The 12,656-nt window shown below is 61.3% G+C and carries 11 protein-coding genes; 7 read left to right on the top strand and 4 right to left on the bottom strand.

Annotated elements, in window-relative coordinates:
• Positions 1-280: 280 nt before the first annotated feature.
• Positions 281-2,143 (bottom strand): sigma-54-dependent Fis family transcriptional regulator, encoded by a 1,863-nt coding sequence (locus DYL61_RS27780; protein ID WP_135311009.1) that lies wholly within the window; start codon positions 2,141-2,143, stop codon positions 281-283.
• A gap of 298 nt (positions 2,144-2,441) precedes the next feature.
• Here DYL61_RS27780 and DYL61_RS27775 point away from each other — a divergent pair, with 298 nt between their 5' ends.
• The 6 genes from DYL61_RS27775 to DYL61_RS27750 all read left to right on the top strand — a co-directional run bounded on the left by DYL61_RS27775 (position 2,442) and on the right by DYL61_RS27750 (position 7,897).
• Positions 2,442-3,422 (top strand): thiamine pyrophosphate-dependent dehydrogenase E1 component subunit alpha, encoded by a 981-nt coding sequence (locus DYL61_RS27775; RefSeq protein ID WP_135311008.1) that lies wholly within the window; start codon positions 2,442-2,444, stop codon positions 3,420-3,422.
• Between the two features lie 24 nt (positions 3,423-3,446).
• Positions 3,447-4,466 (top strand): alpha-ketoacid dehydrogenase subunit beta, encoded by a 1,020-nt coding sequence (locus DYL61_RS27770; RefSeq protein ID WP_135311007.1) that lies wholly within the window; start codon positions 3,447-3,449, stop codon positions 4,464-4,466.
• Positions 4,463-5,566: an acetoin dehydrogenase dihydrolipoyllysine-residue acetyltransferase subunit gene (locus DYL61_RS27765; RefSeq protein WP_135311006.1), complete on the top strand. Its 1,104-nt coding sequence runs from the start codon at positions 4,463-4,465 to the stop codon at positions 5,564-5,566. Before DYL61_RS27770 ends, DYL61_RS27765 begins: the two co-directional genes overlap by 4 nt.
• A 302-nt stretch (positions 5,567-5,868) precedes the next feature.
• Complete coding sequence (locus tag DYL61_RS27760) at positions 5,869-6,549, top strand: hypothetical protein (protein WP_135311005.1); 681 nt, start codon at positions 5,869-5,871, stop codon at positions 6,547-6,549.
• A 10-nt stretch (positions 6,550-6,559) separates the two neighbouring features.
• On the top strand, positions 6,560-7,450 hold the full coding sequence (locus DYL61_RS27755) for an EamA family transporter (RefSeq protein ID WP_135311004.1): 891 nt from the start codon (positions 6,560-6,562) through the stop codon (positions 7,448-7,450).
• A gap of 36 nt (positions 7,451-7,486) precedes the next feature.
• Positions 7,487-7,897 (top strand): SRPBCC family protein, encoded by a 411-nt coding sequence (locus DYL61_RS27750; RefSeq protein WP_135311003.1) that lies wholly within the window; start codon positions 7,487-7,489, stop codon positions 7,895-7,897.
• Between the two features lie 142 nt (positions 7,898-8,039).
• Here the strand turns inward: DYL61_RS27750 and DYL61_RS27745 are convergent, their stop codons facing one another.
• On the bottom strand, positions 8,040-9,434 hold the full coding sequence (locus DYL61_RS27745) for a sensor histidine kinase (protein ID WP_135311002.1): 1,395 nt from the start codon (positions 9,432-9,434) through the stop codon (positions 8,040-8,042).
• Positions 9,412-10,095 carry a response regulator transcription factor gene (locus DYL61_RS27740; RefSeq protein ID WP_003219726.1) on the bottom strand — a complete coding sequence of 228 codons (684 nt, stop codon included), beginning with the start codon at positions 10,093-10,095 and terminating at the stop codon, positions 9,412-9,414. The genes DYL61_RS27745 and DYL61_RS27740 overlap by 23 nt, the downstream gene beginning before the upstream one ends.
• A 311-nt stretch (positions 10,096-10,406) precedes the next feature.
• Between DYL61_RS27740 and DYL61_RS27735 the strand changes: the two genes are divergently transcribed.
• The gene (locus DYL61_RS27735) at positions 10,407-11,300 is read left to right on the top strand and encodes a hypothetical protein (RefSeq protein WP_135311001.1); all 894 of its coding nucleotides are present in this window, start codon (positions 10,407-10,409) and stop codon (positions 11,298-11,300) included.
• Positions 11,301-11,408: 108 nt separating this feature from the next.
• Here the strand turns inward: DYL61_RS27735 and DYL61_RS27730 are convergent, their stop codons facing one another.
• Complete coding sequence (locus DYL61_RS27730; RefSeq protein ID WP_135311000.1) at positions 11,409-12,620, bottom strand: multidrug effflux MFS transporter; 1,212 nt, start codon at positions 12,618-12,620, stop codon at positions 11,409-11,411.
• Between the last annotated feature and the right edge of the window lie 36 nt (positions 12,621-12,656).

Genomic DNA, 12,656 nt, shown 5'->3' with positions numbered 1-12,656 from the left:
GCCGCCGTTACCCAAATAACGGATATGTACACCGACACACCGCCATCGGGGCAAGCCCCCTCCCACATCAGGGCGGTGTACATCCGGTAAGACTCGGTCGCATGATAGGCCGTCACGGGAGCAAGCTCCCTCGCCACAGGTCCAGCAGCAATGCTCAAAGTTGTGTAGATGCCTATGCCCCGATGAGGGAGTATCAATTGAAAAATCAGTGACTGATACACCGCCATCGGGGGCAAGTCGAATCGTCGCACCGCCCCTCCCACATTTTGATCCCACGATGTCAGGTGGTTTTGTTGGGCATGTCGATGCCCAGCTGGTTGACCCGGCGATACAAGGTTGCCCTGGAGATGCCCAGCGCCCTTGCCGTCGGCAATGGCTTCCAGCGATGCCGAATCAGCGCATCCAGCACCACCTGGCGTTGCGGGCTGACGCTCGCTTCAACCAACGCCTCCACCTGCTCCCCACGCACCTCCACCGGCAAATCCGCCAGCTGCAGCGTATCACCCTCACACACCGCACAGGCGTACGCCAACACATGCCGCAGCTGCCGCACATTCCCCGGCCACGCGTAGCCCAACAGCCGTTCCAGCGCCGCCTGGCCAATGCCGACGGAAACCCCGCTATGGCGTGCTTCCTGTTCCAGTAGCCGATTGATCAAGGTCAGTTTGTCTGTGCGCTCACGCAACGGCGGCAGGCAAAAACGCGCACAGCCGAGGCGAAAGTACAGGTCTTCACGAAAGCGCCCCTCACTGACCAACACTGCCAAATCCCGATGGCTGGCGCCGATCACCTGGATATCCACTGTGCGGGTTTTCGCCGAGCCCAACGGCGCCACTTCGCCCTCGGCCATCACCCGCAGCAGGCGGGTCTGCAAGGCCAGCGGCATGTCGCCGATTTCATCGAGGAACAAGGTGCCGCCATCGGCCTGCACCAGCAATCCCGGCAGGCCTTTGCTGGAAGCCCCGGTAAACGCCCCGGCCACGTAGCCGAACAGTTCGCTCTCAATCAGGTTCTCGGGGATTGCCGCGCAGTTCACCGCCACAAATGGCCCCGTGCGACGAGTGCTGCGCTCATGCAGTTGGCGGGCAAACACTTCCTTGCCGGCGCCGGTTTCGCCTTGCACCAGCACCGGCAGGTTACGGTCCTTGACCCGCACGGCCAGGCGCAGATGCTCTTCCACCCGCGCATCCAACAAAGGGATCGCCGCTGCGCGGGCAGGCTTGCGCTTGGGCGCGTTGACACGCACGTGCAGGGCGCCCGATTCTCCCCGCCAATGCAGTTGCTGGGCGGACTGGTCGGTGACCGCGCGCAACGCATCCAGGTCAAACACCTCGCCGATATGCGTCGGCACCTGGCCAAAACGCAGGCGCAGGGCCTGGCGTGCCTTGCTGTTCAGGGCTTGCAGGCGACCGTCCTGGTCCCAGGCCAGCAACAGGTCCGGCTGGCTGTCGACATACCCCGGCGTGCCATGGGCTTGCAGCACCCAATGCTGGCGGGCGCTGTGCATGAAGAAGGCGTTTTCGATGGCCTCGGCGCTCTGCGCCACCATCTGCCGTACCAGGTGCTGGCTGCGCCGGTCATCCGGCGACTGGAGCGCCGAGGCGTCCATCACCCCCAGCAAGTTGCCCTGGGGGTCGAAGATCGGTGCGGCGGAACAGGTGAGGCCAATGAACGCCGCCCGAAAGTGATCGCGCTTGTGCACGGTCACGGCGGCTTTGCTGGTGAGCACGGTGGCCACACCGCAGGTGCCTTCTTCGGCCTCCGACCAGCAGGTGCCGAGGTACAGGCCGGCCTTGCGGCAGTCGGTGCGAATGGCGGTGTCGACGCGGTGATCGATGGTCTGGCCCAGGGCGTCGGTGAGCATCACGCAGTAGTCGGCCTGGCGCACGCGATGGTGCAGTTGCCCGACGGCCTCACTGGCGATGCGCATAAATAGCTCCGCGCGCTCGCGACATTCCTTTAGCAAGGGTTCGCTAAGGATGCGCGGCCCCTGCAAGGAACCTGGGTCCAGGTGATGTTGTTCCATGGAGCGCCGCCACGAATCGAAGATCAGCGACGGCACCGGCGCCTGGGGCAGGCGATCGGCATTGCGGACCACGCGACTGACGCAGTCGACGTGTTCCCTGGAGTTCGCGGCGAGCATAAGGCCTCCGGTTCTCGATCTTTGTTGTTATGCCCGCCATTAAGCGCGCATGCGTCGGGAGGGACAAGCGCGGCCTGACCAACTGCCGGGCCTGAGACGCCGCGTCTCACACCGCCTGAGACGCGGCCTGCGCGTTGCAATGTCCCGTCTCATTCTGCGATGCCCGCTCCCGTGCAACAACCGCTCTGGATCAAGGTTTTGCCAGGTTTTTTAAGGCCTTGGCACAGGCTGTGCTGAAGGGATATCAGCTGAACACGATCAGCCTTTTGTGTGTCGAGACAACCTGGAGAACAACAAGATGTCCACTCACCTGTCCACCGATCAATTGCTGCATGCCTACACCGTGATGCGCACCATCCGTGACTTTGAAGAACGCCTGCACGTGGAATTCGCCACCGGTGAGATCCCCGGTTTTGTGCATCTTTATGCGGGCCAAGAGGCAAGTGCCGCCGGGGTCATGGCCCACCTCAACGATGAAGATTGCATTGCCTCCAACCACCGTGGCCACGGCCATTGCATCGCCAAGGGCGTGGATGTGTTCGGCATGATGGCCGAGATCTACGGCAAGAAAACCGGCGTGTGCGGCGGCAAGGGCGGTTCCATGCACATTGCCGACCAGGAGAAGGGCATGCTCGGCGCCAACGGTATCGTCGGTGCCGGCGCGCCGCTGGCGGCGGGGGCGGCATTGGCGTCCAAGCTCAAGGGCAGCCAGGGCGTGGCCGTGGCGTTTTTTGGCGACGGCGGCTCCAACGAGGGCGCGGTGTTCGAAGCAATGAACCTGGCGTCGATCATGAAACTGCCGTGCCTGTTTGTCGCTGAAAACAACGGCTATGCCGAGGCCACCGGGTCCGGCTGGTCAGTGGCGTGCAAGGACATCGCCGAGCGCGCCGTGGGTTTTGGCATGCCGGGGGTGATTGTTGATGGCAATGACTTTTTTGCCGTTCACGAAGCCCTGGGCGTCGCTGTCCAGAGGGCGCGCCAAGGCGATGGCCCGACTTTGGTCGAGGTCAAGCTGAGCCGCTTCTATGGCCACTTTGAAGGTGACGCACAAACCTATCGCGGTCCCGATGAGGTGAAAAACCTGCGCGAAAGCGCCGACTGCCTGGCGCTGTTTCGTCAGCGTTGCAACGCCGAAGGCTGGCTGGAGGCGGCGCAGTTCGAACGTATCGATAACGAAGTCGCGCAACTGATCGACGACGCCGTGCGCCGCGCCAAGTCCGATCCCAAGCCCCAGGCCGTCGACCTGCTCAGTGATGTCTACGTCGCCTACCACTCATAACAACAACTATGTGGAGAGCATTTTATGGCTCGCAAAATCAGCTATCAGCAAGCGATCAACGAAGCCCTGGCCCAGGAAATGCACCGTGACCAGAGCGTGTTCATCATCGGCCAGGATGTCTCCGGCGGCACCGGTTCTCCTGGCGAGCAAGATGCCTGGGGCGGCGTGCTTGGCGTCACCAAGGGCCTGTCCCCGCAATTTCCCGACCGCGTACTGGATGCGCCGTTATCCGAAGTCGGTTACGTCGGCATGGCGGTCGGCGCCGCCACCCGCGGCATGCGCCCCGTGTGCGAATTGATGTTCGTCGACTTTATCGGCTGTTGCCTCGACCAACTGCTCAACCAGGCCGCCAAGTTCCGCTATATGTTCGGCGGCAAGACCACCACGCCGCTGGTGATCCGCGCCATGTACGGCGCCGGCCTGCGCGCGGCGGCCCAGCATTCGCAGATGCTCACGTCGATGTGGACCCATATCCCCGGCCTCAAGGTGGTGTGCCCGGCCACACCCTATGACGCCAAGGGCATGCTGATCCAGGCGATCCGCGACAACGACCCGGTGATCTTCCTCGAGCACAAAATGCTCTACAGCCTGCAAGGCGAAGTGCCGGAAGAGCTCTACACCGTGCCGTTCGGCGAAGCCAACTTTGTACGCGAAGGCAAGGACGTGACCCTGGTGACCTACGGGCGCATGGTGCATATCGCCCTGGAAGCGGCGACCAACCTGGCGCGCCAGGGCATCGACTGCGAAGTGCTGGACCTGCGTACCACCAGCCCGCTGGACGCAGACAGCATCCTCGAAAGTGTGGAGAAAACCGGGCGCCTGGTGGTGATCGACGAGTCCAACCCGCGTTGCTCTATCGCCACCGATATCAGTGCACTGGTAGCGCAGCAGGCGTTTTCGTCCCTGCGTGCGCCGATTGAGATGGTCACTGCGCCGCACACACCGGTGCCGTTCTCCGATGCGCTGGAAGACCTGTATATCCCCAATGCCGCGAAGATCGAGGCCGCCGTGCTGAAGATCGCCGACAAGAGGAATGCCGCATGATCCATACCTTGACCATGCCCAAGTGGGGCCTGTCGATGACCGAGGGGCGCATCGATGTCTGGCTCAAGCAACCCGGCGACCGGGTGGAGAAGGGCGAGGAAATCGTCGATGTGGAAACCGACAAGATCTCCAGCAGTGTGGAAGCGCCGTTCAGCGGTGTGTTGCGGCGGGTGTTGGCGTTGAGTGATGAGACCTTGCCGGTGGGCGCGTTGTTGGGGGTTGTCGTGGAAGGCGATGCCTCTGAGGAGGAGATCGACGCGGTGATCGACAGTTTCAACGCCGGGTTTGTCTCCAGTGCTGCCGAGGCCGAAGCCTCCGGCCCCAGTGCACAAAAGGTCGAGATCGGCGGGCGCCTGCTGCGCTATCTGGATTTGGGCGAGGGCGGTACACCGCTGGTGCTGGTGCATGGCTTTGGCGGCGACTTGAACAACTGGCTGTTCAATCAACCGGTACTGGCCGCCGACCGCCGGGTAATCGCCCTGGACCTGCCGGGGCATGGCGAATCGGGCAAGCCATTGCACAGCGGCGATGCTGCCGAGTTGAGCCAGGCCGTGTTGGGCCTGCTCGATCACCTCAAGCTGGACCGTGTGCACCTGGCCGGGCATTCCATGGGCGGACTGGTTTCCCTGACGCTTGCCGACCAAGCGCCCACCCGTGTCGCGTCGCTGACCCTGATCGCCAGCGCCGGTCTGGGGGCGGATATCAACGGTGATTACCTGCAAGGCTTTGCCGAGGCCAATAACCGCAACGCCCTCAAGCCGCAACTGACCCAACTGTTCAGCGATCCTGCGCTGGTGACGCGGCAGATGCTGGAGGACATGCTCAAGTTCAAGCGCCTGGAAGGGGTGGATCAGGCGTTGCGGCAGCTTAATACCGCGCTATTCGAAGGCGGACAGCAAAAGCAGGACCTGCGCCATATCGTCGGTCGCCAGCCGAGCCTGGTGATCTGGGGCAGTGACGACGCAATCATCCCGGTGCGGCATGCACAGGGGCTGGAGGCGCAGGTGGAGGTGCTGCCGGGGCAGGGGCATATGGTGCAGTTGGAGGCGGCGGAGCAGGTCAACCCACTGATAGCGACGTTCCTCAAATCGCAACCTTGAAATGCAATGCATTGTGGGAAGGGCGGTGAGTACTACTACCCCCATGCACACGAAAATACTGAAGGATTTTGCGCAACAGGCGGCCCCTGCCATTGAGTTCCATTGGGGCAGGGTTGCCATCACTGCCAGTCTGCACAAAGCACGTCGCGTTTAACCCGGCGGTGCGCTCTGTAGAAAAGATGAAGTGCCTTTTTCAAGGCACTTTTTTCGTTGGACCGCTACTGACTGAACGGGTAGTTACCGCCGCTGAGACCTTTTTGTAAATTCCCCCCCGCTTGAAATTCAACCAAGGGAGGAAGCACATGTTCGACGTCAATCAACACCGGCACGACTACTTCTACAACCTCGCAACGGTGATCAAGGGCCTGATCCCCGACGATCTCTGTGATGCACTGAGTGCCCGAGTCAACAGCATCATCGCGGCGCAGGGCGTCGACTGGGTCAGGCACCAGAGCCTGGGCACCGATGCCGTGTCAGACCTGGGAGGCGCCTACAATCACCATATCTTCAAAGGTGATGACATCCGCCGTCACTTGCCGGAGCTTACGGCGATCTACCACAGCCTGGTTCCGCTGGTCAGCCTGGTCACCCATACCGACACCGTGGTGTCGCCGTACCCGCTCTCCGATATCAATATCAAGGCGTACCCTCCCGGTGGTGGCACACTCGGGCTGCATTACGACACCAACGGCATCACCGTCTTGCTATTTCTTACCACCAACCAGGAAGCGCCGCTGCGTATGCAGATCGAGCGCTCCCACCCCCGGCAGAAAGAGCCCTGGATCGAACACCGCAGGATCTTTGCCACCAAAGGTTCGCTGTTGATCATGCAAGGTCGAAAGACGTTGCATGACAGCGAACCGACGGTGACTGAACAGAAGCTGTCGGTGGTGTACAACTACTACGAGCGCCACGACACCTATCGCCACGAAGACTTCGATAACTTCGTCTACTACGGCATCCAGCCGAAGACGTTGGCTTGAGGAGGGCGGCATGCGATTGAGCAAAATGGATTTGTGCGCAGGGCTGGCGGTGACGATCATCTGGGGCGCCAACTTCTCGGTGATCGGCCTGGGCCTCCAATCCCTCAACCCGTTTGTGTTGACGTTGTTGCGCTTTACCTTCTGCGCAGTGCCCCTGGTCTTTTTCATCAAGCGCCCGCCAGGCGTTTCGTACGCCACGCTGATGACCTATGGCGTGTTGTTCGGCGCCGGGCTGTGGGGGGTGGTGAACGTCGCCATGTACCACGGGCTATCGCCTGGAATGGCCTCGGTGTTCCTACAGTTCAGCGCTTTTTTCACCATCTTGATGAGCCGATGGTTCCTTAATGAGCCGATCAACCGAATTCAAGGGGCGGGCATGGTGTTTTGCGCGATTGGCTTGCTGATCATCCTGCAACTGACGGATGAGGTCTCGACCAGCCTCGGGATACTGTTGGTATTGCTGGCCGCGCTGTCGTGGTCGTTGTGCAACCTGATCATCAAGGTCAAGCAACCCGAGGACATGGTGGCCTTTATCGTCTGGTCCAGCCTGTTTTCCATTCCGGTATTGCTGCTGATGACGTACTGGTTCGAAGGGGCTGCACCGTTGCGGAACCTGGTCGCGGACTTTACCTGGGGGGCGGGGTTTTCGATTGTGTTCCAGTGCTATGTCACGACCATCGTGGGCTACCGGATCTGGAACAACCTGATGAAGAAATATCCGGCTTCGCTGGTTGCACCGTTGTCTTTGATGGTGCCGGTATCCGGGTTGCTCACGGCGTACCTGTTTTTTGACGAACGGTTGGGCAGTGGGCAGGGCGTCGCGATCGCGCTGGTGTTTATCGGCATCGCACTGTTCGTCAACTCCACCGGCATTGCCACGCGGCTGGCCAGGCGTGCATAGTGGGCCGATTGTTTTCTAGCATTCAGGAGTCTTGTCGTGCCCAAAGCATCCGCAGTCATTGAAATCCCGGCCTCGGCCGATCAGGTCTGGCAATTGGTAGGCGGCTTCAATGACCTGCCCAAATGGTTGCCGTTGATCGTCAAGAGCGAGCCAAGCGAAGGCGGTCGCGTACGTCACCTGGCCACCGCCGATGGTGGCGTGGTGGTGGAGCGGTTGCAGACGTTTGATAACGTGGCGCGCACTTACAGCTACACCATTGAGGAATCGCCGTTTCCGGTGAGTGCCTACCTGGCGACGTTGCAGGTTGAGGCACTGACGGATTCGTCGGCGAAGGTGACCTGGTCCGGTGTGTTCACCCCGGTGGCGGGCGTGACGGATGAGGCGGTGGAAGAATTGTTTGCCGGCGTCTACAGCGGTGGGGTAGAGGCGCTGCGGGCTAATTTCTAACCCACCCCTCGCAGGCTGTGCACTTCGAATGTGGGAGGGGGCTTGCCCCCGATAGCGGTACATCAGTCACAAAAGTTTTGACTGACACACTGCAATCGGGGGCAAGCCCCCTCCCACATTTGGACCTCATTGGCTTGAGACTTCAGGCTTCGGGCATCAGCTGCTGTCGGCACTCCAGGACTAACCGCGCCCCCCCGCGCTCGCTGGTCCCCACGTCCAACTTGAACCCATGCAGGTTGATGATCGCCGCCACAATCGACAGGCCCAACCCAAACCCTCCTTGCTGGTCGCTTTCATCCACGCGATAGAAGCGTTGGAACACCGCGTTGCGTTCGGCAATCGGTATGCCAGGCCCGGAGTCATGCACTTCGATGCGCGTACTGCCAGCATCATTCACCGCCCGGAGGATCACCTCGCCACCCGGCGGGGAAAACTTGATCGAGTTGCTCAGCAAGTTCGCCAGGGCTTCGAACAGCAGGGCACGGTCACCGGTGATCCACGGCAAGGATTCTGGTGTTTCCAGTACCAGCTGCAATTCGCCTTCTTCGGCCAGTGGCAGGTAGAAGTCATGCAGTTCACGCAATAACGGCAACGGGTCCATCACCAAAAAGCCCGAGCGGCGTTGGTGGTCTTCCAGTTCCGAGATGCGCAACAGGCCGCGAAAGCGCGCCATCAGGGTGTCGGTTTCTGCAATCGCATCATCGAGTTTTACCGCGTAGCCCGAGTCGTGTTCCGCCTCTTGCTTGATGCGGTACAACTGCGCCCGAAGGCGGGTCAGCGGTGTACGCAGGTCGTGGGCGATGTTGTCGCATACACCCTTGACCTCGTTCATCAGCTTCTCGATACGGTCGAGCATGGCGTTGACGATGGCCGCGAGCATGTCCAGTTCATCGCGCCGGTTCGACAGCGGCAAGCGATGGGTGAGGTCGCCGGCGACGATGGCTTCGGCACTGGCCTGGATTCCGCGAATCCGCCGTAACGGGCGGCGACGCAGCAAATGCCAGCCGGCGGCGCCGGGGATGATAGTCAACGACAGTGCCCACAACAGCGCATGCCAGATGATGCGGGTCACGCCAAACAGCGAACCGTTGGCGCGCACCAGCACCAGCCAGCGCCCGTCGTCGGTGTGGGTGGCGACGGCGTCGCAGCTGTCCTTGGGTAACTTGGGGTCGTCGGAGTCGACGCAATTGGCCAGCGCGTGGATCTTGCCGTCCAGCGGCAGGTCTGGCGGGATCGCACGGATCGGCCCGCTCAGCGGCTTGAACTGTTCATCGAACAGGCCGTAGGCGTCCACGCCTTTCATGTCGAAGGTCATGCTGGTGGTCAGGGCTTCCACCAGTTCCTCACCGTCAAAGCGCTGGAACAGGTGCTGGCGCTGCATCAACGAGTGGCGCGACAGATCGCCGAGGTAACCGGACACCTCGAAGTACAACACCCCCATCAGGATGCAGCTCCATGCCACGAACAACGAACTGTACAACGCCAGCAAGCGACTGCTGGAAGAGCGCCAGCCCTTAGAGGGGTTCAGCAATGACATAGCCGGAACCTCGTACCGTGCGGATCAGCGGCGTGAGGCCCGGTGGATCGATTTTCTTGCGCAGACGGCCGATGTGCACGTCAATCAGGTTGGTGCCGGGGTCGAAGTGGTAACCCCAGACTTCCTCGAAGATCATCATCCGCGACAGGATCTGCCCGGTGTTGCGCATCAGGAATTCCAGCAGTTTGTATTCGGTGGGCAGCAGGCTCAGGGGTTGTTCCGCCCGGCTGGCTTCGCGGCTGATCAGGTTCAGCTCCAGGTCGGCCACGCGCAGGGCGGTTTCGAACTCCTTGACCGTGCTTTTGCGGCGCAGCAGCACTTCGACGCGGGCGGCCATTTCATCGGAGGCGAAGGGCTTGGTGAGGTAGTCATCACCGCCGGCGCGCAGGCCGCGTACGCGCTCGTCGACGTCGGAGAGGGCGCTGATCATCAGGATCGGCGTGGAGACGCCAATAGTGCGCAAGGTGGTGACGATGGCCAGGCCATCCAGTTCGGGGAGCATGCGGTCGAGGGTGATCAGGTCGTAATCGCCGCTGACGGCGCGGACCAGGCCTTCGCGGCCGTTGTCTACCCAATCCACGTCCAGTCCATGGCTACTCAGCTCGGCGACGATCTCGCGGGCTGTAACGGCGTCATCCTCGATGGTCAAAATACGGGTCATAGGATTACCTGGTGAGCGATTCACACTGAAAGTGGGGGCATTTTGCCAAGAAATGCCTGAATGCTTCCTAAATTAAACTTCATGTTGGCGAAACCAACAGGTTTTCGTTGGGCTGTCATCGGTCAATGTGAGAGGTTGCATAACGCCCGCTCGGGCTGCCCCTTTCTTGCAAGTTGCATGGTCTTGGGAAGTTCAAATTACCTAACCTGTTGAAATTGCTAGCTATTTAGTTTCATGGCGACTGGCATGGTGCCTGCACTGTCCCTTCCGAGACATGTAACACCATTTTTCCTGCCGGGAGCAAAACAACAATGATCACATCCTCATCCACGCTGCAAGAGTCGAGCACGCTCTCCGGGGTTTCCTGGGGGGCGATTTTTGCCGGGGCCGCTGCGGCGGCTGCGTTGTCCCTGATTTTGGTACTGCTGGGCGTCGGCCTGGGCTTTTCAGCGGTGTCGCCGTGGGCCGACAGCGGCGTCAGCGCCAAAGGACTTGGCATTTCCACGATTATCTGGCTGGCGTTTACCCAGATCGTCGCGTCGGGCCTGGGCGGTTACATCGCCGGTCGGTTGCGGGTGAAGTGGGCCAATATGCATGGCGATGAGGTGTATTTTCGCGACACGGCCCACGGCTTCCTTGCCTGGGCGGTAGCCACTCTGGTCACAGCGATGCTGGTGGTGGGTTCGGTGAGCAGCGTGGTCGGTGGCGGCGTGCAGGCCGGCGCCAGCGTGGCTTCGGGCGCAGCTCAAGCCGTCGGCAGTGCCGCTCAAGGTGTGAAGGGCGACGATTTTGGCTACTACGTCGACAGCCTGTTCCGCGATGACCGCCCGGTTGCCGTCAGCGATGACGCGGCCCACGGTGTGGTCGCGCGTATTTTCGCCCGTACCTTGAGCAACGACGGCCAACTGGCACCTGAGGACCGCGCCTACCTGGCCCAGTTGATCAGCCAACGTACCAACCTCAGCCAGGCCGACGCCGAGGCGCGTATCGACAAGGTCTACGGCGATGCCCGTAAAGCGGTGGAAGACGCCAAGCTCAAAGCCAAACAAGCTGCCGACACAGCTGCGAAGGTCGCCGCCTATACCGCGCTGTGGACCTTTATCGCCCTGCTGATCGGCGCGTTCTTTGCCAGCTTCGCTGCAACCTACGGCGGTCGTCGTCGGGATGCGGTGGTGTATGTCGAAACCGAACACTTCGTCCGTTAATTCAAGGAGAACACCATGCGCTCAATACTGCTTTTCTTCCTCGGTGTGCCTATCCCGGTCATCATCCTGATTGCCATTTTCATGCACTAAACCTAAGCCGGACTCGGCTCAAAATGTGGGAGCGGGCTCGCTCCCACATTGGGTTTTGTGGAGTGCCAGCCAACTGGTCACTAGCAGCGCAGTCGCTACTGCGGTCATGATCACCAAAGGTCCAGACGTCCCATCCGACAACAGCCCCGTCGCCCAACTACTCACCGCCGTCAAAAACATCTGGGTAAAAAAGAACAACCCCGACGCCGTGCCCGCTATCGCGCCATACGGCTGCAACACCGCCAGCTGACACGCCGGAATCACCATTCCCACTGACACCATGATCACCACCATCGGCAGCACAATTGCCAGCCATACACTCGGCAGCGCGACGGTAGCGGCTGCAAGAACCAGGCTGCCCAGCACATTCAGCCCTGTGGCACCTGCAATCAACCGGTCCGGCTCAAAGCGCAGTACCAAGCGACGAAACAGGTTGGCGCCGAGCATATAGCCGCTGATGGTCGCGGCGAACACCAGTGCGTAGGTCGTCGCCGAGAGATGAAAGCCGCGCTGCAACAAGGCCGATGATTCAGCGATAAACGGAAAGTACGTGCTGTACACGCATCCGATTGCCAAGGAATAGCGCAGGAAATACCGGTCCCGCAGCAGTTGCCCGTAGAGGCGCAGCAAATGGCTCGGTGGCGCGTCAGCCGCTTGCGGCGGGCGGGTTTCAGGCAGGCGGCGATACACCACCAGATAAAGCCCGGCGCCGATCACACCGAGCACCCCAAACAACCCGCGCCAGTTGATGAGCGGCAACATCAGGCTGCCCAGCACCGGCGCGGCCATCGGCGACACGGCCATGGCCATGGAGATCAACCCCAGCAAGCGTGCCTGTTCGTGACGGTCGAAGTAGTCGCGCACGATCACCCGGCCAATCACCGTGGTGCAGCAACCACCCAGGGCCTGGATCAGACGGGCGATGATCAGCATCAAGAGGCTGTCGGCCAGGGCGCAGGCCACCGTTGCCACGACATACAGCAACAGCCCGGCCAGCAACACCGGGCGCCGGCCGAAGCGGTCGGTGAGCGGACCGGCCACCAGCAGGGATATCGCCGAGCCGAGGGTGTACAGCGTGAGGGTCAGTTGCAGTTGGCTGTCGCTGCTATGGAAGTCGTCGGCCATGGCCGGCAGGGCGGGCAGGTGCATGTCCAGGGTGATGCGCGGCAGGGCGATCAGCAGGGTCAGCAGCACCAGCCAGAACCCGGTGGAAAGGGCGCGTTGAGTCATGGGACGTTTCTTCGCAAGGGGTAGGGCTCGAACTCT

Source organism: Pseudomonas nabeulensis (genome assembly GCF_004682045.1).
In the GTDB taxonomy this organism is placed as follows: Bacteria; Pseudomonadota; Gammaproteobacteria; order Pseudomonadales; family Pseudomonadaceae; genus Aquipseudomonas; species Aquipseudomonas nabeulensis.
Note: the sequence above shows the minus strand (reverse complement) of the source record. Positions and strands in the feature narration are given on the sequence as shown.